Annotated in this window: 19 protein-coding genes; 12 read left to right on the top strand and 7 right to left on the bottom strand. The window is 69.5% G+C overall.

Going from position 1 to position 22346, the window contains the following annotated elements; all coding sequences use genetic code 11:
* The first annotated feature begins 7 nt into the window (after positions 1 to 7).
* The 4 genes from HFP15_RS18030 to HFP15_RS18015 all read left to right on the top strand — a co-directional run bounded on the left by HFP15_RS18030 (position 8) and on the right by HFP15_RS18015 (position 5331).
* A complete protein-coding gene (locus HFP15_RS18030) occupies positions 8 to 1198 on the top strand; it encodes a cysteine desulfurase family protein (RefSeq protein ID WP_168517344.1) in 1191 nt (396 codons plus the stop codon).
* Positions 1198 to 2286 (top strand): tRNA 2-thiouridine(34) synthase MnmA, encoded by a 1089-nt coding sequence (gene mnmA / locus HFP15_RS18025; RefSeq protein WP_168517069.1) that lies wholly within the window; start codon positions 1198 to 1200, stop codon positions 2284 to 2286. Before HFP15_RS18030 ends, mnmA begins: the two co-directional genes overlap by 1 nt.
* Before the next feature lie 104 nt (positions 2287 to 2390).
* Positions 2391 to 3422 carry a chemotaxis protein CheB gene (locus HFP15_RS18020; RefSeq protein WP_168517067.1) on the top strand — a complete coding sequence of 344 codons (1032 nt, stop codon included), beginning with the start codon at positions 2391 to 2393 and terminating at the stop codon, positions 3420 to 3422.
* 10 nt (positions 3423 to 3432) lie between these two features.
* A complete protein-coding gene (locus HFP15_RS18015) occupies positions 3433 to 5331 on the top strand; it encodes a CheR family methyltransferase (RefSeq protein WP_168517065.1) in 1899 nt (632 codons plus the stop codon).
* Here HFP15_RS18015 and HFP15_RS18010 read toward each other — a convergent pair.
* Together HFP15_RS18010 and HFP15_RS18005 are read right to left on the bottom strand one after the other, a co-directional pair.
* Entirely contained in the window at positions 5264 to 6058 is a 795-nt protein-coding gene (locus HFP15_RS18010; protein WP_168517063.1) for an ATP-binding protein, read from the bottom strand. The genes HFP15_RS18015 and HFP15_RS18010 overlap by 68 nt on opposite strands.
* Positions 6059 to 6175: 117 nt before the next feature.
* Positions 6176 to 6571, bottom strand: coding sequence for a GNAT family N-acetyltransferase (locus HFP15_RS18005; protein ID WP_246271831.1), 396 nt, complete (start codon positions 6569 to 6571; stop codon positions 6176 to 6178).
* Positions 6572 to 6662: 91 nt separating this feature from the next.
* Here HFP15_RS18005 and HFP15_RS18000 point away from each other — a divergent pair, with 91 nt between their 5' ends.
* Positions 6663 to 8162 carry an acyl-CoA synthetase gene (locus tag HFP15_RS18000; protein WP_168517059.1) on the top strand — a complete coding sequence of 500 codons (1500 nt, stop codon included), beginning with the start codon at positions 6663 to 6665 and terminating at the stop codon, positions 8160 to 8162.
* A gap of 165 nt (positions 8163 to 8327) precedes the next feature.
* On the opposite strand, the gene HFP15_RS17995 is transcribed toward HFP15_RS18000, so the two are convergent.
* The 3 genes from HFP15_RS17995 to HFP15_RS17985 form a co-directional block, all read right to left on the bottom strand.
* The gene (locus HFP15_RS17995) at positions 8328 to 9371 is read right to left on the bottom strand and encodes an MBL fold metallo-hydrolase (RefSeq protein WP_168517057.1); all 1044 of its coding nucleotides are present in this window, start codon (positions 9369 to 9371) and stop codon (positions 8328 to 8330) included.
* Positions 9372 to 9457: 86 nt separating this feature from the next.
* Complete coding sequence (locus HFP15_RS17990; protein ID WP_168517055.1) at positions 9458 to 10084, bottom strand: LURP-one-related/scramblase family protein; 627 nt, start codon at positions 10082 to 10084, stop codon at positions 9458 to 9460.
* Positions 10085 to 10176: 92 nt separating this feature from the next.
* Entirely contained in the window at positions 10177 to 11010 is an 834-nt protein-coding gene (locus HFP15_RS17985) for a nitrilase-related carbon-nitrogen hydrolase (protein WP_168517052.1), read from the bottom strand.
* 119 nt (positions 11011 to 11129) lie between these two features.
* Between HFP15_RS17985 and HFP15_RS17980 the strand changes: the two genes are divergently transcribed.
* From HFP15_RS17980 to HFP15_RS17965, 4 genes are read left to right on the top strand one after another with little or no spacing between them, the layout of a single operon-like run.
* Complete coding sequence (locus tag HFP15_RS17980; RefSeq protein WP_168517050.1) at positions 11130 to 12158, top strand: methionine synthase; 1029 nt, start codon at positions 11130 to 11132, stop codon at positions 12156 to 12158.
* 9 nt (positions 12159 to 12167) lie between these two features.
* Positions 12168 to 12854 (top strand): hypothetical protein, encoded by a 687-nt coding sequence (locus HFP15_RS17975; protein WP_168517048.1) that lies wholly within the window; start codon positions 12168 to 12170, stop codon positions 12852 to 12854.
* An 11-nt stretch (positions 12855 to 12865) separates the two neighbouring features.
* Positions 12866 to 14980: an NAD-dependent DNA ligase LigA gene (gene ligA / locus HFP15_RS17970; protein WP_168517046.1), complete on the top strand. Its 2115-nt coding sequence runs from the start codon at positions 12866 to 12868 to the stop codon at positions 14978 to 14980.
* A complete protein-coding gene (locus tag HFP15_RS17965; RefSeq protein WP_312871635.1) occupies positions 14973 to 15482 on the top strand; it encodes a GNAT family N-acetyltransferase in 510 nt (169 codons plus the stop codon). The genes ligA and HFP15_RS17965 overlap by 8 nt, the downstream gene beginning before the upstream one ends.
* A gap of 345 nt (positions 15483 to 15827) precedes the next feature.
* Here HFP15_RS17965 and HFP15_RS17960 read toward each other — a convergent pair whose 3' ends face one another.
* The gene (locus HFP15_RS17960; protein ID WP_168517042.1) at positions 15828 to 16337 is read right to left on the bottom strand and encodes a MarR family winged helix-turn-helix transcriptional regulator; all 510 of its coding nucleotides are present in this window, start codon (positions 16335 to 16337) and stop codon (positions 15828 to 15830) included.
* A gap of 347 nt (positions 16338 to 16684) precedes the next feature.
* Between HFP15_RS17960 and HFP15_RS17955 the strand changes: the two genes are divergently transcribed.
* Entirely contained in the window at positions 16685 to 18703 is a 2019-nt protein-coding gene (locus tag HFP15_RS17955; protein ID WP_168517040.1) for an MMPL family transporter, read from the top strand.
* A 15-nt stretch (positions 18704 to 18718) separates the two neighbouring features.
* Positions 18719 to 20164 carry an SDR family oxidoreductase gene (locus HFP15_RS17950; protein ID WP_168517342.1) on the top strand — a complete coding sequence of 482 codons (1446 nt, stop codon included), beginning with the start codon at positions 18719 to 18721 and terminating at the stop codon, positions 20162 to 20164.
* Positions 20165 to 20211: 47 nt separating this feature from the next.
* Here HFP15_RS17950 and HFP15_RS17945 read toward each other — a convergent pair whose 3' ends face one another.
* Positions 20212 to 21129 carry a helix-turn-helix transcriptional regulator gene (locus HFP15_RS17945; RefSeq protein ID WP_168517038.1) on the bottom strand — a complete coding sequence of 306 codons (918 nt, stop codon included), beginning with the start codon at positions 21127 to 21129 and terminating at the stop codon, positions 20212 to 20214.
* Between the two features lie 193 nt (positions 21130 to 21322).
* On the opposite strand from HFP15_RS17945, the gene HFP15_RS17940 reads away from it, so the two are divergent.
* Entirely contained in the window at positions 21323 to 22276 is a 954-nt protein-coding gene (locus HFP15_RS17940; protein ID WP_168517036.1) for an aldo/keto reductase, read from the top strand.
* Positions 22277 to 22346: the final 70 nt, after the last annotated feature.

The raw sequence follows: 22346 nt of genomic DNA, 5'->3' as shown, positions 1-22346 counted from the left end.
TAAGGCGATGACCTATCTCGACCACGCGGCGACGACACCCATGTTGCCGGAAGCCATTGCGGCCATGAGCGAGGCGCTGTCCACGGTGGGCAACGCCTCGTCGCTGCACTCTTCGGGCAGGCGGGCGCGGCGGATGGTCGAGGAGAGCCGCGAGGTGATCGCCGAGGCGATCGGCGCCCGCCCGTCGGAGATCATTTTCACCGCCGGTGGCACGGAGAGCGACAACCTCGCGGTCAAGGGCATTTTCTGGGGCCGTCAGGCCGCCGATCCGGCGCGCACGCGCATCATCGCCAGCGTGGTCGAGCATCATGCGGTGCTGGACGCGGTGCAGTGGCTCGAAGACCACACCGAGGCGAGCGTCACGTGGCTCGACGTGGACGAGCAGGGCCGCGTGCTGCCGGAGACGCTGCGCAAGGCGATCGAGGCCGATCCTTCGGACGTGGCGCTCGTCACGGTGATGTGGGCCAACAACGAGGTCGGCACCGTCAACCCGATGGCGGAGCTGGCCGCGATCTGCGCCGAGCACGAGATCCCGCTGCACACCGACGCGGTGCAGGCGGTCGGCGGCGTGCCCATCGACTTCGCCGCGAGCGGGGCCAGCGCGCTGACCCTGACCGGGCACAAACTCGGCGGCCCCTACGGTGTCGGCGCCCTGGTGCTGGCCAGGGACACGCCGTGCGTGCCGCTGCTGCACGGCGGCGGGCAGGAACGCGACGTGCGGTCCGGCACGCTCGACGTGCCGGCGATCCAGGCCTTCGCCACCGCGGTCCGCGCCACCGTCGCCGAACTGGACGAGCGCGCGAAGACCGTCGCCGCCCTGCGCGACAAGCTGATCGATGCCGTAGCGGCCGAGGTGCCCGACGCGGTGCTCAACGGGCCCAAGCCGGGCCCGGAGCGGCTGCCGGGCAACGCGCACTTCACCTTCCCCGGCTGCGCGGGCGACAGCCTGCTGATGCTGCTGGACGCCAAGGGCATCGAATGCTCGACGGGTTCGGCCTGCACGGCGGGTGTCGCGCAGCCGAGCCACGTGCTGCTGGCGATGGGCGCCGACGCCACGTCCGCGCGGTGCTCGCTGCGGTTCTCGCTCGGGCACACGTCCACACACGACGATGTGGACGCGCTGGCCCGCGAGCTCGGCGCGGTGGTGGCCAGGGCGCGCCAGGCGGGACTGACCGGCATGCGCAAGAAGGAGGTGTGATGCGGGTACTGGCCGCGATGAGCGGGGGAGTGGACTCGGCGGTGGCCGCGGCGCGTGCCGTGGACGCCGGGCACGACGTCGTCGGTGTGCACCTCGCGCTGTCCGCGAAGCCGGGCACACTGCGCACCGGTTCGCGTGGCTGCTGCACGATCGAGGACTCGCACGACGCGCGCCGCGCCGCCGACATGCTCGGAATTCCGTTCTACGTCTGGGATTTCGCCGAGCGGTTCACCGAAGAGGTGATCGAGAGCTTCGTCGGCGAGTACGCCGCCGGCCGCACCCCGAACCCGTGCGTGACCTGCAACGAGAAGATCAAGTTCGAGGCGCTGCTGGACAAGGCGATGGGGCTGGGCTTCGACGCGGTCGCCACCGGGCACTACGCGCGGTTGTCCGTTGTCGACGGTGCGCCGGAGCTGCGGCGCAGTGCGGACGGCGGTAAGGACCAGTCGTACGTGCTGGCGTCGTTGACGCCCGAGCAGCTGCGGCATTCGCTGTTCCCGCTCGGCGACTCGCACAAGAGCGACGTGCGGGCCGAGGCCGAGCGCCGGGGGCTCGCGGTCGCGCGCAAGCCCGACAGCCACGACATCTGCTTCATCCCGGACGGCGACACCAAGAAGTTCCTGGAGAACAAGCTCGGTGAGCGGCCGGGCGATCTGGTCGACGCCGAGACCGGCGCCGTGCTGGGCAGGCACACCGGCGTGCACGGGTTCACCATCGGCCAGCGCAAGGGCCTCGGCCTGGAGCAGCCCGCGCCGGACGGCAAACCGCGGTACGTGCTCGCGCTCGAACCCGTGTCGGGCACCGTGAAGGTCGGCTCCGCCGACCGGCTCGCGGTTCGCGAGATCACCGCGGACCGTCCCATCTGGCCCAGCGAACGGCCGCTGGAGGGCCCGACCGAATGCGTCGTGCAGGTGCGCGCGCACGGCGGCACGGCGGAGGCGGTCGCCGAAGTCGTCGACGGTGCCATGCGGGTCCAGTTGCGGGAGCCGCTGCGCGGTGTCGCGCCGGGACAGGTCGTGGTGCTCTACCGTCCCGACCACGCTGGTGACGTCGTCCTGGGCAGCGCGAGGATCAGCGCGACGGCCTGACCACGCGCGGTGATCGATTCCGATCGCATACTTTCCGTGCACGAAGCTCGCTAACTGGGTAGTCCGAGGACTACGGTCGAAGTCAGGACTAGCGAGGAGGCCCAGTGCTCAGGCCGCGGGATCTGGTCGTCGTCGGAGCTTCGGCGGGTGGTGTCGAAGCGCTGAGCGCGTTCGCCGGGGGGCTGCCCGGCGACCTGCCCGCGTCGGTGCTGGTGGTGCTGCACCTACCTCCCGGCGCGGTGAGCGCGCTGCCGGCGATCCTGGCCCGTTCGGGCCCGCTGCCGGTCCGCGAGGCCGAAGACGGCGAGCCGATGGAGCGCTCCTGTATCTACACCGCGCCGCCCGACCGGCACCTGCTGGTGGAGGACGGTGTCATGCGCCTGTCCCGTGGACCGACCGAGAACGGCCACCGGCCGGCGATCGACGCCCTGTTCCGCTCCGCCGCCAGGGCGTTCGGCTCGGCGGTGACCGGCGTGGTGTTGTCGGGCTCGTTGGACGACGGGGTGAACGGCCTCGAACTGATCAAGACCAGGGGCGGACGGGCGGTCGTCCAGGATCCGGGGGAGGCAGTGTTCCCGAGCATGCCGGAGAACGCGCTCGCGAGGGTCGAGGCCGATTTCGTGCTGCCGGCCAAAGAAATGGGCGGGGTGCTCGCGGACTACGTACGGGAGCACGTCGACCCGGCCGAGGCGGATCCGATGCCGATCATCGACGAGGTCGAATTGCACGTCGCCCGTTCCGGCGACGGGGCCGAAGCCGGTATACCGGAGGTGGTTGACGTGTCCGAGCCCTCCGGCCTGGCCTGCCCGGACTGCGACGGGGTGCTGTTCTCGCTCGACGATCGGGGCAACCGCTACCGCTGCCGGGTGGGACACGCGTGGACCGCGCAGGCCCTGTTCGAGCGCCAGACCCTTGACATCGAGCACGCCCTGTGGGCCGCTCTGCGCGCACTCGAGGAACAGCGCGACCTCGCCGCGCGCATGGCCAGGGACGCCACTGATCGCGGCTTTCCACTGGTCGCCGACCGCTACCAGCGGCACCGCGAGGAGAGCGCGCACGCCGTCAGCGTGCTCCGGCGCTTCCTTTACTCCGGCGTAGGCGTGGCGGGCGCCGGCGTCCAGGACACCTCCGCGTAAGGTCCGCGCTGTGACCAACGATCTCGCAGCCGCACCTGACGAGGGCTTCGAGCAGATCCTCGGCTACCTCAAAGAGGCCCGGGGTTTCGACTTCACCGGCTACAAGCGGACCACCCTGATGCGCCGGGTCGGCAGGCGCATGACCCAGGTCGGTATCGACAGCTACCCCGACTACCTCGACTACCTGCAGGTCAACACTGACGAGTTCGCCCTGTTGTTCAACACGATCCTGATCAACGTGACCGCGTTCTACCGGGATGCCGACGCGTGGGACTACGTGCAGTCCGAGGTGGTGCCGATGCTGCTCGCCGAGCGCGGCCCGGACGACCTGATCCGGATCTGGAGCGCGGGCTGTTCCTCCGGCGAGGAGGCCTACAGCCTGGCGATCGTGTTCGCCGAGGCGCTGGGCGTGGAGCAGTTCCGCCAGCGCGTCAAGATCTACGCCACCGACGTGGACGAGGACGCTCTTGTCCAGGCCCGGCACGCCACCTACAGCGCGCAGGCCATCGAGGGCCTGCCCGCGGAGTACGTGGAGCGCTACTTCGAGCAGCAGGGCGAGGAGTACGTCTTCCACAAGGATCTGCGGCGTTCGGTGATCTTCGGCCGCAACGACCTGGTGCAGGACGCCCCGATCTCGCGGATCGACCTGCTGGTCTGCCGCAATACGCTCATGTACTTCAACGCCGAAACCCAGGCGAGTGTCCTGCGCAAACTGCACTTCGCGCTGGTGCCACGGGGCGTGCTGTTCATGGGCAAGGCCGAGATGCTGCTCTCACACGCCCGCATGTTCGATCCGGTCGACCTGCGGCACCGGATCTTCCGCAAGGTTCCCGCCGCCCTGCCCGCCGGCACGCCGTTCGCCCACACGACGACGCTGGACCGGCAGCGCTCCGTCGCGGCGGCCGACGAGCTGCAGGCGCTCGCCTTCACCGCGTCCCCGGTGGCACAGATCGTGGTCAACTCCGACGACGTGCTGGCGCTGGCCAATCAGCGGGCGCAGCGCCTGTTCGGCCTGACCGACCGCGATGTCGGCAGGCTACTGCGGGATCTGGAGATCTCCTACCGGCCGGTCGAGCTGCGCGGCTACATCCAGCAGGCGCGCGAGGATCGCCGCGCGGTGCGGGTCAAGGACGTCGAGTGGCAGCGTGGCCCCGGTGAGATCGTCGCACTCGAGTTGCACGTCAGCCCGCTCATGGCCACCGACGATCAGCCGCTGGGGGTGTCCATCGTCTTCCACGACGTCACCACGAGCCACCGGCTGATGGCCGATCTCGCCACCGCGAACCGTGAGCGCGAGAACGCCTACGAGGAGCTCCAGTCGACCACCGAGGAGCTCGAAACGACCAACGAGGAGCTGCAGTCGACGGTCGAGGAGCTGGAGACGACCAACGAGGAACTGCAGTCCACCAACGAGGAGCTGGAGACGACCAACGAGGAACTCCAGTCCACCAATGACGAGCTGCAGACGATCAACAACACGCTGCGCGACCGGACCAGCGAGCTGGACGACGTCAACGAGTTCCTCGAGTCGATACTGACGTCGCTGCGGTCCGGGGTCGTGGTGGTCGATCAGGAGATGCGGGTCGTCGCGTGGAACGCCGGGGCGGAGGACCTGTGGGGGCTGCGCCGCGACGAGGCCGAGGGCGAGCACCTGCTTAACCTCGACATCGGCCTGCCCGTGGGGGAGCTGCGGCCGATAGTGCGCCCGGCGCTGGCCGAGGCCGACTACACCAAGGACATCACGCTCGATGCGGTCAACCGCAAGGGCCGGGCGGTGACGGTGCGGATTTCGTGCGGGGCGCTGCGCAACCGCCGGGGCGAGTCCACCGGCGCGATCCTGGTCATGGAAGTGGCGAACGGTGAGGCTGCCAGGCCGGATACTTCCGGAACCAGTCCGGGCCGGCGGTGAGCGTCGCCCACACCACCTTGCCGCCGCCGAGATCGGGCGCGGAACCCCAGGCCCGGGCGAGGTCGGCCACGATCTGCAGGCCATAGCCGTCGGGCTGGCCCGCCGAGGTCTGCCGCAGCACCGCCATATGGGGATCGTCGTCACGGACCGCGATGGTGAGCAACCCGGCGCGATACTCCAGCCGCAGCTGGAGTTCCGTCCGTGCGTGTTTGACGGCGTTCTCCACCAGTTCGGAGGCCACGCACAACGCGTCCTGCACCCAGTCCTTGCAGTCCCAGTCCTCGCACGTCTCGCGGACGAAGGTGCGGGCCAGCGCCGAACTGCCGATCACCGGGTTGTACTGGGCGGTTCTACGACGGCGTGGCGGTGGCATCCTGACCGATGCGATCGCCTCGTCCACGCCCTGGAACACAGGCACGAAGTGCGCGACGAGACCGTGTTTGAGCCGTCTTTGCATCGCAGCGCCGGTTGCCACCAGCAGGATGGGCACTTCGGGCCACACGTTCACGCGTGACCATGCCGACGAGAACACGGTCAATGCCGAGTCGTTGTCGACTTCCAGGTCGTCGATGTCGGTGATCAGCGCCCGTGGCCCTTCGACGGCGAGCTTGATCAAGCCGTCCCGCACCGCGCGGTAGCTGCGAGAATCAAGCGTCCCGCTGATCTTCGCGATCAGGCAGCCTGCTCGTTCCGAGTGTGCGATGTCGATTTGGTCCGCGTCCGTCATCGATCCACACCGTTCATGAGGGACATCGGCATCGTCCTTCTGATACGCCGTTCCGTAGACGTACCCCCATGATGGCGTCTCTACTCGCCCTTGTGTGAACTTTTCGATGCGAATTTCCTACAGCACGATCTTGAAACCCTTGTGACTCTGTTCGAATCCGAGCCGCTGGTAAAAGGCGTGCGCACGCTCGCGTGACACGTTGGAGGTCAACTGCACCACCGCGCATCCACGGTTGCGTGCCTCCTCGATCGCCCATTTGATCATGGTGGCACCGAACCCGCCGCCACGCCGGTCGGCGCGCACGCGTACCGCTTCGATCTGTGCCCGGACGGCGCCCCGATGTGAGAGCCCGGGAATGAACGACAGCTGCATGGTGCCGACGATCTCCCCGCCCGCCTCGGCGACCACGAGCAGTTGGCCGGGGTCGGCGGCGATCCTTTCGAACGCCGCCCGATACGGTGCGAGATCGCCCGGTGACTCACGGGAGCGACCCAGCGGGTCGTCGGCGAGCATCGCGACGATCGGTTCGACATCCCCCGCGCGTGCTCCTCTAATGTGGATCTCGCTCACGCACCCGAGTATGGCACCGGCGCCAGGAGGTCCCATGACCCTGCTTCGTTCCAGTACCGTCGCCGACATCCTGCGGCGCAGCGCGGCCAGGGTCCCGCGTCGCGTCGCGCTGCGTTTCGCCGACCGGCAATGGACCTACGCCGAACTGGACGCGGCGGTCACCCGTGCGGCCGCGCACCTGCTCCGGCTGGGCCTGGCCAAGGGCGACCGGGTCGCGGCCTACGGCAAGAACTCCGACGCCTACCTGATCGGGTTCCTCGCGTGCGCCCGCGCCGGCCTCGTGCACGTGCCGATCAACTACAACCTCACCGGCGAGGAACTGGGCTACCTGGTCAACCAGTCGGGCAGCAGGATCGCGCTGGCCGATCCGGCGTTGCGGCCCAACCTGTCCGGGCTCGAGAACGTGGTCGCGCTGCGGGACGCGCCGGACTCGCTGCTCGCGCTGGCCTCCACCGGTGACGTCCCGGACATCGAGGTCGCCGTCGAGGACACCGATCTCGCCCAGTTGCTCTACACCTCCGGTACGACGTCCCAGCCCAAGGGTGCGATGATGACGCACCGCGCGCTGATCCACGAGTACGTGTCGTGCCTGGTGGGCCTGGACATGACCGCCGACGACGAGCCGCTGCACGTCATGCCGCTCTACCACAGCGCGCAGATGCACGTGTTCCTCCTGCCGTGGCTCGCGGTCGGCGCGGTCAACACGATCCTGGAGACGCCCGATCCGGCGGAGATCCTGCGGCGCCTGGAGTCCGACCGGCACGGCGCGTTCTTCGCCGCGCCGACGCTGTGGGTCGCGCTGGCCAACCACCCGGACTTCGACAAGCGGGACCTCAGTGCGCTGCGCAAGGCCTACTACGGCGCGTCGATCATGCCCGGCCCCGTGCTGGGCCGGCTCCGGGAAGCCATGCCGGAGCTGGGTTTCTACAACTGTTTCGGGCAGTCGGAGATCGCGCCGCTCGCCACGATCCTGGGCCCGGACGAGCACGAGGCCCGGCCCGATTCGGCCGGGCGGCCCGCGCTGTTCGTGGAGCTGCGGGTCGTCGACGACGAGGGCAACGACGTGCCGCCGGGGGAGCTGGGCGAAGTCGTGTACCGCTCGCCGCAGTTGTGCACCGGCTACTGGGACAAGCCGGAAGAGACCGAGGAGGCCTTCCGCGGAGGCTGGTTCCACTCCGGTGACCTCGTGCGGATGGACGAAGAGGGCTACATCTACGTCGTGGACCGGATCAAGGACGTGATCAACACCGGCGGGGTGCTGGTCGCCTCGCGCGAGGTGGAGGACGCGCTCTACACCCACCCCGCGGTGGGGGAGGTCGCGGTGATCGGGGTGCCGGACGAGAAGTGGATCGAGGCGATCACCGCCGTCGTGGTGTCCAAAGAGGACGTCTCGGCCGACGTGCTGGTCGCGCACGCGCGGCAGCGGCTGTCGTCGTTCAAGGTGCCCAAGGCGCTGCATTTCGTCGACGAACTGCCGCGCAACGCCTCCGGCAAGATCCTCAAACGAGAACTGCGCACCCGCTTCGAACCCTAAACCCACCGGCTCAGAACCTTCAACTCACCGGCCCAGAACCTTCAACTCACCGGCTCAGAACCCTCGACTCGCCCTGTCAGAACCCTGAACTCGCGCGGTTGTCTCCCGCGCGAGTCGGGGGTTCCGGTTCCGCGAGTCGAGGGTTCTGGGTGCGCGAGTTGGGGGTTACGGCAGGGTGTAGTGCTTTGTGCCGTCCACAGTGGACACCGCGAGCCTGCCCTGGTACGCGAGCAGGTCCAGGTGGGCCATGGTCTCGGTCACCGCGAGCATCCGGTTGAAAGGGTCGAGCTCGGCGAGCTTGCGCTGTCGCCGAGTCCAACCCAGCTTGTCTGCGGCCTCGTAGGCCGTCGTGGCGCCCGCGACGATCGTCTCCGCGGTGCGGGCGAGCCGCTGCTCGTGGTGCTCGAGCAGTTCGTCGATGCGCTGGTGCACACTCGGCGACACGGCGCCGTGCGCGGGCAGCATCTTGCGGTCCGGCATCCCGCGCACGAGGTGCAGCGAACCGAGGAAGTCCTTCAACGGCAGCTCGGAGGCGCCGGGCTGGAAACCGATCGACGGCGTGATGTGCGGCAGCACGTGGTCACCGGTGAACATCAGGCCCGCGGCGGCGTCGTCGAACACGACGTGCCCGGTGGTGTGGCCGGGCGTGTGCACGATGTCCAGCGACCGGTCGGCCATGACCGTGCGCCTGCCCGGCTTCAGCCACTCGTCGGGCATCTCCCACATGTCGAGCTCGGTCTGCGGCGGGCGGTCGCCGAAGAGCTTGCGCAGCTCGTCCACGAGCGCTTCGGCGCCCGAGGCGCGCAGGAGTGTCAGCTGGGTGTTCACGCCGGCGGCATCGGGCTGCGCGGTCAGCCGCAGCGAGGTCTCCTCGTGCTCGCCGAGCCCGATCCGGTTGCCGAACTCGCGCCGCAGCGCGACGGCGAGCGTGTAATGGTCGCGGTGCACGTGGGTGACCAGGAACTGGCTGACGTCGCCGAGTTCGGCCCCGATGCCCTTGAGGCTCGCGGCGAGCTGCTCGCGCGCCTCGGTCAGCGCCCAGCCGGAGTCGATCATGACCAGTTCGGTGCCGTTGGTGATGGCGTAGACGTTCACCGAGCGCAGGCCGTCGTTGGGCAACGGCAGGGGAATCCGGTACACACCGGGCGCGACGGTGTAGATGCCCGGCTCGGTCCACGAGCGGGTGTCGTCCTCAGCCAATGGTTCCACGCGACCTCATCGTCCCTTCCGTCCCCGATCATTTACTTTGAAACGCTCAGGGATGGATTGTCTACACGGCCGCGCTGAGACGCCCGTCACGTATCGTGTTCGGCCTGCTTGAGGGCGGTGTCGACAGTGAGGGCGGAGGCCAGAACCATGCTGGCGAGCGGATCGGCGAGGTGCCGGTAGACCTCGACGACGTAGTTGTCGGCTGTGGTGAACGCCTCGGCGAGGAAACCGGCGTAGGTCTTGGTGACGCGGGCGACCTCGGTGCCGGTGCCGTCGCTGAGCGAGAAGTCCCAGGCGCGCCAGTTCTCCGCGCGCAGTTCGCCGATCTCGGCACCGCCCGCGGTGAAGGAGAACCGCACCTTGCCGAACACGTTCTCCTGCGCGATCTCGCCGATCGGCGTGCCGTCCGCGCGGGTGACGATAAAGCGCGATCTGAGCATTTTGGCCGGACGTGTCACTTTCAGTACGACGCTGCCGTCCATGTCCCGCACTTCGAACGTGTGCGAAAGGTGATGGTCGAAATTCGTGAACAACCGGACGGCTTTCCGGAACAGGCTCTGCCCAACCTGCACGACCGAACCGAGCGGCCTGCCGTGCTGGTCGAAAACGCCGAATTCATTCGTCGTCTCCACCAGCTTGGCCTTCTGGTTGACCACCAGCACCGGCTCGGTGAACAGCGTGCCTCCACCAGCACGCCGTGAATCGCTCGTCATACGCACAAATCGTAGCCAGCCGAATCACGACACGGGAGCACCCCGGCGAATTGCGGAGATATGTCCTTTTCGTTAATTATCGCCCGCCTGCGTTAATCCGAGCCGCTTTCGTTGATGAGCCTTTCCAGTTCCCGGCGCAGCAGGCCGAGCCGGGCGTCGGCGAGCAACGGGATTTCCCGGCGCCGCCGCCGGACCGCGGCCGGGTCGATGTCCAGCACGATCAACGCCTCCTCCCACGTCGGTGCCGTGGCCACCACCGAACCCCACGGATCCACCACGCGTGAACCGCCCCAGAACCGGACGCCCGCCTCGTCACCGACGCGGTTGCAGAAGATCACCCAGCACTGCTGCATCCGCGCGGTGAAGGTGAGCAGGTCGTGCCAGTACTCGGCGGGGTCGAACGAGCCGCCCGTCAGCTTCGCCGCGGAGTTCGTCGGCACGATCAGGATCTCGGCCCCGTCCTGCGCGGCGAGCCAGGGCAGCATCGGTTGCCAGGCGTCGTTGCAGATGAGCGTGGCCATGCGCGCGAACCGCGTCTCGAACGCCCGCATGTGCTGGCCCGGGCTGGCGTGCTTGCGTTCCTCCCAGATCAGGTAGTTCGGCAGATACAGCTTGCGGTGGTTGTGCACCACCTCGCCCTCGGAGAGGTACAGAGCCGAGTTGTGGCGCCGGATGCGGCCGTCTTCGAGCAACCCGATGACGACGTCCGGCCCGTGCCGCGACAGCTCGACCAGCCGCGGGTCGTCGGGCCACAGGGAGATGTCGTCGGCCAGCTGCCCGAGCGCGTAGCCGGTCAGGCTCAGCTCCGGGAACACGACGAGGTCCGCGCCGTCGGCGGCGGCCTCCTTGATCAGCCGTTCGGTGGTCGCGAGGTTGCCCTCCACGTCGCCGAGCCGGCAGTCCGTCTGTGCCAGTGCCACCCTCATGCTTGTCACCTCCCTTTTCACGCTTGGATTTTCCTGCAAGGTACGGGATCGCCGGGCACTCGCGCGAGATGGTGGAACCCATCGTTTACGGCCTCGTCACACCGGCCACAATGGCCGATGTGAGCGACAACCCCTGGCCCCCCGGCGCGGCGACCGGCATCGGCTCGATGCCGGGTACCGACGCCGCCGAGGCGGCGGCGATCGTCTTCGGGGAACTGCCCGAATTCCCCCACGTACCCGAGCTTCCCGCGCGCGGGGTCGGCGCCGACATCATCGGACGCGGCGCCGCGATGCTCGTCGACCTCGCCGTGGAGGTCGTGCCGAGCGGCTACCGCGTGACGGCCCGGCCCGGCCGCGATCAGCGGCGCGCCGTGGACCTGCTGCGCTGGGACCTCGACGCGGTGGACGAGGCCGCTGCCTCCCCGCCGCCCGTCGTCAAGACGCAGGTCGCCGGTCCGTGGACGCTGGCGGCCGGAATCGAACTGCCCCGAGGGCACCGGGTGCTGACCGACCGTGGCGCGGTGCGCGAATTCACCGAATCGATGCTCGAAGGACTCGCCGCGCACGTCGCCGAATTGCGTACGCGTACCGGCGCGCAGGTCGTGGTCCAGTTCGACGAACCCACGCTGCCCGAGGTGCTCGCCGGCTCCCTGCCCACCCCGTCCGGGTACGGCACGGTCGACGCCGTGCCCGAACCGGAAGCACGCGACCTGCTGGCCACCGTCATCGAACGGGCCGGCGCCGTGACCGGGCAGCCGGTCGTGGTGCACTGCTGCGCGCCGCGGCCGCCGGTCGCGTTGCTGCGTTCGGCCGGGGCCGGCGCGCTCGCGTTCGACGCGACCTCGTTCGAGGGCGCGCCCGCGAGGCTGCTCGACGAGCTCGGCGAGGCGTGGGACTCGGGGGTGGCGATGTTCCTCGGCCTGGTGCCCGCGCTCTCGCCCGCGACACCGCCGACGCTGCTCGGGCTCGCCAAGCCCGCGCTGGATCTGGTGGACCGGCTCGGATTCAACCGCTCGATACTCGCCGAACGCGCGGTGCCCACGCCGGCCTGCGGGTTCGCCGGTGCGACGCCGGAGTGGCTGCGGCGTGCGCTGTCGCTGACCAGGGATCTGGGCAAAGCGTTCGTGGAGCCGCCGGAAGGCTGGTAATAAGAACCGATGCGATGGTTCCGCCGCAGGCAACAGGAGGACGTGCCGCCCGATCCGCGCACCCCGTGGCCGCACCAGGAGGTGCCCGACGATCCGGCGGCCGCGGCGCGGCGGTTCTGGGAGCGCTGGTTCGAGCTGCTGCCGGAAACCAACGCCGCGCTCGGCGACCGTGAACCGCAGCGTGTGGAGAACGAACTCGCCGCGGCCGTCGCCGCGCTGCATCCGGAGCTGCATTTTTCCCTCGAACGTGGGCAGAAGGCGATTTACGCGCTGGTCGTGACCGGCCAGGAGGATCCGGGGCTGAGGCCCTTCACCGACGCGTGGAAGGCCGAAGCACCCGAGGACGACGCGATCTGGGAGTTCCATGATTCGGTGCCTCCGGTGCCCGATCCGAGTGAGGTCACGGTGAACCTCGGTGAACACCGCGTCGCACTCGCCGACGTGCGTGTCGCCGTCCAGGTGAACGACGGCATGGTGGATGTGGCCGTGCACCACCCGAAGTTCGCCGAGCTGGGCCCAGAGGCGCGGTCGGCCATGACGTTCCTCCCGCTGGACGCGGCCCTGGGGGAGCGGCTCGCCGGTGAGCGGTTACGCAGAGTGGAAACCGCGGAGGACGAACCCGCCGATTCCATGTCCCTGCTGGAACTCCGTGACCTCGTGCGCGGGCTCGACGGAAATGTCGGTGGGCCTGACTAAGCTGACGCACTGTGAGTGAAGCCCAGGACGTCACCGAGGTCCCCGCCGGAGCGCGGGAGCGGCATGGCGCGCTCGCGGAAGAGGTCCGCGGCCACCAGTTCCGCTACTACGTGCTGGACTCGCCCGTCATCTCCGACGGCGAGTTCGACGAGCTGCTGCACCAGCTCGAGGCGCTGGAGTCCGAGTACCCGGGCCTGGCCACGCCCGATTCGCCGACGCAGAACGTCGGCGGCAGCTTCTCCACCGAGTTCGCCGCGTACGACCACCTCGAGCGGATGCTCAGCCTGGACAACGTCTTCGACACCGAGGAGATGATGGGCTGGATCGAGCGTGTCGAACGCGAGGTCGGCGGTTCCACGCAGTACCTGTGCGAGCTGAAGATCGACGGGCTGGCCATCAACCTGCTGTACGAGAACGGACGGCTCACCCGCGCGCTCACCCGCGGTGACGGGCGCACGGGCGAGGACGTGACGCTCAACGTCCGCACCCTCGAGCAGGTGCCGGAGACGCTGACCGGCACCGAGGAGTATCCCGTGCCGGCGGTGGTCGAGGTGCGTGGCGAGGTGTTCTTCCGCGTCGAGGACTTCCTGGAGCTCAACGCGAAGCTCGTCGAGGCGGGCAAACCGCCGTTCGCCAATCCACGCAACACAGCTGCGGGATCGTTGCGGCAGAAGGATCCCCGGGTCACCCGCAGCAGGCGGCTGCGGCTGATCTGCCACGGGCTGGGCAGGCGGGACGGATTCGAGCCGGACCGGCAGTCGCACGCCTACGACGCACTGACGGCGTGGGGGCTGCCGGTTTCCACCCATACCAAGGTTTTCGACTCGGCCAAGCAGGTGCTGACCCACATCGAGTACTGGGGCGAGCACCGCCACGACGCCGAGCACGAGATCGACGGCGTCGTGGTCAAGGTCGACCAGGTTTCGCTGCAGCGCAGGCTCGGCACCACCTCGCGCGCGCCGCGGTGGGCGATCGCGTACAAGTACCCGCCGGAAGAGGCCACCACCAAGCTGATCGACATCCAGGTCAACGTGGGGCGCACCGGCCGCGTCACCCCGTTCGCGGTGATGGAGCCGGTCAAGGTCGCCGGGTCCACGGTCGGGATGGCCACACTGCACAACGCCGAGGAGGTCAAGCGCAAGGGCGTGCTGATCGGCGACCGCGTGGTCATCCGCAAGGCGGGCGACGTCATTCCCGAGGTGCTCGGGCCCGTGGTCGACGTGCGCACCGGTGACGAGCGCGAGTTCGTCATGCCCACGCGCTGCCCGGAGTGCGGCACGACGCTGGCGCACCAGAAGGAGGGCGACGTCGACATCCGTTGCCCCAACGCGCGATCCTGCCCCGCGCAGTTGCGGGAGCGGCTGTTCCACCTCGCCGGCCGGGGCGCGTTCGACATCGAGGTCCTCGGGTACGAGGCCGCCACCGCGCTGCTGCAGTCCGGGGTGGTCGTCGACGAGGGCGACATCTTCGACCTGGACGAGGAGAAGCTGGAGCAGGTCGAGCTGTTCCGCACCAAGGCGGGTCAGCTCTCGGCCAACGGGCGCAAACTGCTGGACAACCTGGAAACGGCCAAGGACCGTCCGTTGTGGAAGGTCCTGGTCGGTTTGTCGATACGGCACGTCGGGCCGACCGCGGCGCAGGCGCTGGCCAGGGAATTCGGCTCGCTGGAGGCGATCGAGGCGGCGAGCGAGGAGGCACTGGCCGATGTGGACGGTGTCGGTCCGACGATCGCGGCGGCCGTGCAGGAGTGGTTCTCGGTCGACTGGCATCGCGAGGTGGTCGACAAGTGGCGGCGCGCCGGGGTGCGCATGGAGGAGGAACGGGACACCTCGATCCCGCGCAACCTCGAAGGTCTGTCCATTGTGGTCACCGGATCGCTGAACACGTTCTCCCGGGACGAGGCCAAGGAAGCGATCATGGCGCGCGGCGGCAAGGCGGCGGGATCGGTGTCGAAGAAGACGGCGTTCGTCGTCGTCGGCGACGCGCCGGGTTCGAAGTACGACAAGGCAGTGCAGCTGAAGGTCCCCGTCCTCGACGAGAGTGGTTTCGAGGTGCTGCTCGAACGCGGTCCCGAGGCGGCGGCGGAGGTGGCGCTGCCCGCGGGGGAGGGGGATGCGGGTGAGTGATGTCGTGTCGGCGGGTGTCCTGGTGCGTCCCGCGCGCCAGGACGAGCTGACGGCGGTGGGTGCGCTCACCGTGGCCGCGTACGAGGCGGACGGTCTGCTCGTCGCGAACGCGGAATACGCGCACGAGCTGTCCGACGCGGCGCGCCGGGCCGAGCACGCCGAACTGCTGGTCGCGGTGACCGGTGACGGTGAACTGCTCGGTTCGGTGACGGTGACCCCACCGGGCAGCGCCTTCGCGGAAATCTCGCGGCCGGACGAACTCGAGTTCCGCATGCTGTCCACCGCGCCGGCGGCACGTGGCCGCGGTGTCGGCGAAGCGCTGACCAGAGCGGTCGTGGACCGCGCCCGCGCGCTGGGTGCTCGGCGAGTGGTCCTGTGCAGCCTCGATTCGATGACCGCCGCGCACCGGCTGTATGCGCGGCTGGGCTTCACGCGCCTGCCCGAGCGGGACTGGCAGCCCGGCCCCGGCTTCTGGCTGCGCGCGTTCGGCCTCGATCTCTGAGGTCTGTCCTGCCGCCATCCCGGCTCCGGCCCGCGGGGCGCGCATTGAGCGCGGGGTGGGTTCGTGGTGGCCGGGCGTTTCAGCCGGCGGCTTTGACCCGGCTCGTCGAGGTGCTCGGTGCGGCTTCGGCCAGTTCGCGCGCGCGGTTTCGGTGCGGCTTCGGCCAGTGGGTTTCCAACCCGGTCCGCCGAGGTGCACGGCGAGCGTGGTCGGTTCGTGGGATGGTGTCGCGGCGGCCGGGGCGTTCCGGCCGGTGCTTTCTCACGCGGCCCGTGCCGCGCCCGATGAGGTGGTCACTTCGCGGGGATGGCTTCGTGGCGGCCGGGGCGTTTCGGCCGATGGGTCTCACCCCGGTCCGCCGAGGTGCTCGATGAGCGTGATCAACTCGCGGCGGAAGGCGTCGTCGTCGCCAAGGGCGCCGATGACGGAGGTGTCCTCGCGCGCGACCCGTTCGGCGCGATCGCAGGCCTGGCGGCCGCGGGTGGTGAGGCGTGCGAGCGAGCGGCGCCCGTCGGCGGGGTCGGGCACGCGGTCCACATAGCCCTCGCGCTGGAGGCGGTCGAGCGTGCGGCTCATCGTCTGATCGGTGACCTGGCAGCTACGAGCGAGCTCCCGTTGCGAGCGAGGCCCGGCGCGCAGGTTGTGCAGCACGATCAGCCCTGCGTGGGAGAGTCCGAGGGTGTCGAGCCGGTCGGTCCAGCGCTGCTCCACCAACCGCGCCGCCGCTGACAGCAGGCGCCCGGTCGGCCACGTGCCGAGTCCTTCGTCCGGGCCTGCCCCGGCCTGACCACTCGCCGCTCGCCGGGCGGGCGGGGTCGCTCCGGCTGCGCCCCGTTCGGTCCTGCGCTCGTCCACCGGGTCCTTCCCGCTTGCGCTTTCTCCGGCACCACGCTCGCCTGCCGCGGTTCCGCGAGCCACGCGCCCCCTCACCGAGCCCTCCGCACCAGCCGCGCGCCCGCCACCCGCGCGCACACCACCCGCACGCCCACCAGACGTGTGCTCACGCTCGCCGCCCTGTGTCACCTCGCTGCCTCCGTCAGCCGATCCGGCTTACCCCGATAACCCCAGGCCACGAGCCATCCGGCCAGCTCGTGGCACTCAACGCTGCCCCGACCGGCCCCGGCATGGTACAAATTGCTCAGCCTGCTGAACAAATCCCCGCCGATCGAAGGCGCTGCCCGACCCGAAGGACTGTATAACCGATGCGGAAGTCCGCGAGCCGTTGGCTGTTACCCGCGCTCCTGCTCATCGTCTGGCTCGCCGTCGGCGGGTTCGGCGGCCCCTACACCGGCAAGCTCAGCGAAGTCTCCACCAACGACAACAGCGCCTTCCTCCCCGCGTCGGCCGAGTCGACCCGGGTCCAGGACGAGCAGCGCGCCTTCTCCGCCGCCAAGGTGCTGCCCGCGATCGTCGTCGCCGAACGCACCTCGGGCATCACCGCACGGGACACCGCCTTCCTCACCGAGGCCGCCGCGCGGGTGAGCGCCATCCCCGGGGTCACCGCCGCCAGACCCGAACTGTCCCCCAAGGACGGTCAGGCGCTCCAGCTCGTCCTGCAGATCAAGACCGGCGGCAAACCCGGCGACGTCGTCGAGCAGGTCCGCCAGGAACTGAAGCAACCACCGGACGGCCTGACCGTGCTGGTCACCGGCCCGGCCGCGCAGATCGCCGACCTCGTCACCGCCTTCGGCGGCATCGACGGCATCCTCCTGCTGGTCGCGGGCCTGGTCGTCGCCGTGATCCTCGTCCTCGTCTACCGCAGCGTCCTGCTCCCGCTCATCGTCCTGCTCTCCGCCGTCTTCGCGCTCGGACTGGCGGCGCTGTCGGTCTACGTCCTGGCCGACCACGACATCCTGACCCTCAACGGCCAGAGCCAGGGCATCCTGTTCATCCTCGTCTTCGGCGCCGCGACCGACTACGCGCTGCTGCTCGTCTCCCGCTTCCGCGAACAACTCCGTGACACCGAGGACCGCGTCGAAGCCGTGCGCACCGCGCTGAAAGCGGTGTTCGCACCGATCGTGGCCTCCGGCGGCACGGTCATCCTCGGCGTGCTGTGCCTGCTGTTCTCCGACCTGCAGTCCAACCGCGGCCTCGGCCCGGTCGCCGCGATCGGCATCTTCGCGGCCCTGCTCGCCTCGCTGACGTTCCTGCCCGCCGCGCTGGCGGTCGCCGGACGGGCCGCGTTCTGGCCGCTGCGCCCGAAGTTCGGCTCGGCACATCCCGAGAACAATGGCATCTGGGCCCGGATCGCCAGGCGGGTCGCCGCGAAACCGCGTGCCATCTGGATCGGCACGACAGTCCTGCTCCTCGCCGCCGCGGCCTTCCTGCCGCAGCTCAAGGCGGGTGGCGTCGCCCAGTCCGACCTCTTCTTGACCACTGTGGACTCCAAGACCGGCCAGGACATCCTCGTCAAGCACTTCCCCGGCGGCACCGGCTCACCCGCGATCATCATCACCAACACCGACCACGCCGGGGAAATCGCGCAGAAGGCCAAAGTGGACGGTGTCGCGCAGACCGCGGTGACCGCGACCGCCAACGGCCGCACCCAGGTGCTCGCGGTACTCACCGATCCCGCCGACTCCGAGAACGCGCTGGCCACCGTCGGCCGCATCCGCGACGCCGTGCACCCCGTCGCGGGCGCGGACGCGATCGTGGGCGGGCAGAGCGCGATCCAGCTCGACACGCAGCGAACGTCCGAACGCGACCGCGCCGTGATCATCCCGATCGTGCTCGTCGTGATCTTCCTCGTCCTGGCGTTGCTCCTGCGTGCGCTGGTGGCGCCACTGCTGCTGATCGCGACGGTGGTCCTCTCCTTCGCCGCGACGCTCGGTGTCTCCGCGCTCGTGTTCAACCACCTGCTCGGCTTTCCCGGCGCCGATCCGGCGGTGCCGCTGTTCGGATTCGTCTTCCTCGTGGCGCTCGGCGTGGACTACAACATCTTCCTGATGACCCGCGTACGCGAGGAGACCGTGCGCAGCGGCACCCGTGAGGGGGTGCTGCGCGGGCTCACCCTCACCGGCGGCGTGATCACCTCCGCCGGGGTGGTGCTCGCGGCGACCTTCGCCGCACTGGCCGTCATCCCGATCCTGTTCCTCGCGCAGATCGCGTTCATCGTCGCCTTCGGAGTGCTGCTCGACACCCTCATCGTGCGATCACTGCTGGTCCCGGCGTTGTCGCTGGACATCGGCCGACGCGTCTGGTGGCCGTCCCGGCTGGGGTGAGTGACGATGAGGACCATGCGATGCGTGGTCTTCGGCGCGACGGGATACATCGGCGGCCGGCTTGTGCCCGAACTGCTCCGCGAGGGGCACCAGGTGCGTGCGGTCGCGCGCGACCCCGGCAAGCTCGCCGACGTGCCCTGGCGCGACCGGGTGGAGATCGTGCGCGGCGACGTGCTCGACCCGAACTCGGTCGCGTCCGCCGTGGACGGTCAGGACGTCGTCTACTACCTGGTGCATTCGTTGCAGCAGAAGAACTTCGGGCAGGTCGATCGCGACGCGGCGCGCAACGTCGCCGCACACGCGAAACGCGCCGGGATCACCAGGATCGTCTACCTTGGCGGCATCACGCCCGACGGCGACGAACTGTCGGAACATCTGGCCTCGCGCACCGAGGTCGGCGAGATCCTGCTCGGCTCGGGCGTGCCGACGGTCGTCCTGCGCGCCGCGATCATCCTCGGCTCGGGTTCGGCCAGTTTCGAGATGCTGCGCTACCTCACCGAACGCCTGCCCGCGATGATCACGCCGCGCTGGGTGCACAACCGGATCCAGCCGATCGCCGTCCGCGACGTGCTGCACTACCTGGTGCGCGCGGCCACGCTTCCGGCGCAGGTCAGCCGCGGCTTCGACATCGGCGGCCCCGATGTGCTGACCTACCTCGACATGATGCGCCGCTACGCCGTGGTCACCGGGCTGCCGCGACGCGCCGTCGTGCCCGTCCCGGTGCTCACGCCGTGGCTGTCCGCGCAGTGGGTGAACCTGGTGACGCCGGTGCCGCGCGCGATCGCCGTGCCGTTGATCGAATCGCTGGTGCACGAGGTGTTCTGCCATGACCACGACATCGCCGCCTACATCCCCGATCCCGAGGGTGGCCTGACCCACTACGAGCGCGCGATCGAGCTGGCACTGGCCCGTATCCGCCGCTCCGACGTGCCGACCAGATGGTCCGACGCCAGCGCGCCCTCCGATCCGCTGCCCACCGACCCGGACTGGTCGGGCGGTTCGGTGTATGAGGACGTGCGCGAACGGCACGCCGATGCCGACGCGGAGAAGTTGTGGCAGGTCATCGAGTCCATCGGCGGCGAGCACGGCTGGTACTCGTTCCCGCTGGCCTGGTCGGTGCGCGGCTGGATCGACCGGCTCGCGGGCGGGGCCGGGCTGCGCCGGGGCCGCCGCGATCCGCGGTACCTGCACGTCGGCGAGGCACTGGACTGGTGGCGCGTGGAACGGCTGGAGCGGCCGAAGCTGTTGCGGCTGCGCGCGGAGATGCGGCTGCCGGGGCGCGCCTGGCTGGAGTTGTCCGCGACGCCCGACGGCGAGGGCGGCTCGGTCTACCGGCAGCACGCGATCTTCGAACCGCACGGGCTCGCCGGGCACCTGTACTGGAAATCGATCGCGCCGTTCCACGACGTGGTCTTCGGCGGCATGGCCCGCAACATCACCGGTGCGGCCGCCCGGGCTTAGGCGTCGTCGGCGTTGGTTCGCCGGGCGAATACGCCGTGGTAGCGCAGTTACGACCCGGGCTGAGGAGAGTGGCCCGTGGGCTCTGCCGCCCGAGATCGCGTAGCTGCCCAGCTGGCGAGGAGTTTGAGCCGGTCTTCGGATGCGGTGCCGGGTTCGGCGGTGTATGTGATCAGGTTGTGCACCGCTCGGCCAGGCAGGGGCAGGTCGAGGGACTGGAAGGTCAGTTCCAGGTGGCCGACCTCGGGGTGCTGGAGCCGTTTGATGCCGTCGTGGCGGATCAGGACGTCGTGCGCGGCCCAGAGGCCGCGGAACTCGGGGCTGAGGGTCCACAGCTCGCCGATGAGTTCACGCAGTGCCCGGTCGTGGGGCTCGCGCCCGGCCTCGGCGCGCAGCAGGGCGGCGGTGGCATCGCCGGCGGCGTCCCAGTCGACGAAGAAGTCCTGTGCGCCGAGGTCGAGGAAGACGTAGCGGGCGATGTTGGGGCGGCCGCGCTTGTCGATCGTGGCGCTGTCGAACATCGGCGCGTACAGGGCTCGGGCCAGGGGATTGCTGGCGATGACGTCCGTGCGGCCGTTGCGTACGAACGCCGAGGACATCGTCATCGAGTCGAGTAGCCACTGGACCTGGGGCGGGACCTCGACGTCCCTGCGACGCGATGGCGTGCGACTCTCGGACCGCGATGACCGGGCCAGGTCGAACAGGTAGGTGCGTTCGTCGTCGTCCAGTTGCAGGGCGCGAGCGACCGCGTCAAGGACGTCTTCGGACACACCGCCGATGTGACCCTTCTCCAGCCGCGTGTACCACTCCGTGCTCACGCCGGCCAGGACGGCGACCTCCTCGCGCCGCAGCCCGGGGACCCGGCGACGGGTGCTGGTCGGCAGTCCGGCCTGCGCCGGGGTGATCTTGGCGCGCCGGCTGGTAAGGAAGTGCCGGATTTCGCCGCGGTTTCCGGACTGCTGGTCCATGTCATTCACGGTAGCCGCTGGTCACGGCGCGAGGGGGGTTGAGGTCATACCCCCCATAAACGCGACCTTCTCCGGTGGCGGAGATCGCGGTCTGCTGGGGATCGAACGGCCCTGGCGAGATACCCGTCGAGGCCGGTCGGGGCGTTCACCACGAGTTGCCACGGCGGAAGAACAAGCACTGGAGGCAGGGGACATGACGAGCGAGACGCTGACAGCGCCGGCGGTGGCGTTGGGCACGTGGGCCTGGGGAGACAGCGGCGAGGTGGGCGACGGCTATTTCGGCAGTCAGCTGACCGCGTCCGGCCTGCGAAAGGTCGTCGAGAAGGCGCAATCGAACGGGTTCACCCTCTGGGACACCGCGGTGGTGTACGGCATGGGCCACTCGGAGACGGTCCTCGCTCAGGCGCTGAAGGGCTACGCCCGCGGCGAGTACCAGCTGTCGACGAAGTTCACCCCGCAGGTCGCGGGCGACGGCGACGATCCGGTCGCGGACATGCTGGAGCAGAGCCTCGAGCGAATGGGTACGGACTATGTGGATCTGTACTGGATCCACAACCCTGCCGACGTGGCCCGTTGGACGCCGCTTCTGATTCCGCTGCTGCAGAGCGGCAGGATCAGGCATGTCGGCGTCTCGAACCACAACCTGAAGGAGATCGCTCTTGCCGATCAGATCCTCGGCGAGGCCGGCTTCCGTGTGGAGGCGGTGCAGAACCACCACAGTCTCCTGTACCGGAGCTCTGAGCGCGCGGGCATTCTCGATCACTGCCGCGAGCACGACGTGCGGTTCTTTTCCTACATGGTCCTCGAGCAAGGGGCGCTGACCGGCAGGTACAGCCCGGCCCATCCGTTGCCGGAGGGCAGCGGCCGGGCGGCCGTGTACAACGGCATCCTGCCCCAGCTGCAGGCGCTGACGGACAGGCTGGGGGCGATCGGCGAGGGCCGGGGCGCGTCCGCCGCCGACGTCGCCACCGCCTGGGCCATCGCCAAGGGGACCACCCCGATCGTCGGGGTCACGAAGGCGGGTCACATCGACGGGTTGGTCCGAGCTCACGGCATCGAGCTCGCCGATGAGGAGATCGCGGAGCTGGAGGCGCTGGCGGATGCCGCGGACGTCGACACGCGCGGCAGCTGGGAGCACGACATGTAGCCGTCGCCGGCGGAGCGGAGGAGGGACCTCAACGGCCTGCTGGCCTCACCGTCCGCGAACACGCCACATC

Origin of the sequence: Amycolatopsis acididurans (assembly GCF_012328925.1) — a bacterium.
Lineage (GTDB): Bacteria > Actinomycetota > Actinomycetes > Mycobacteriales > Pseudonocardiaceae > Amycolatopsis_E > Amycolatopsis_E acididurans.
Note: the sequence above shows the minus strand (reverse complement) of the source record. Positions and strands in the feature narration are given on the sequence as shown.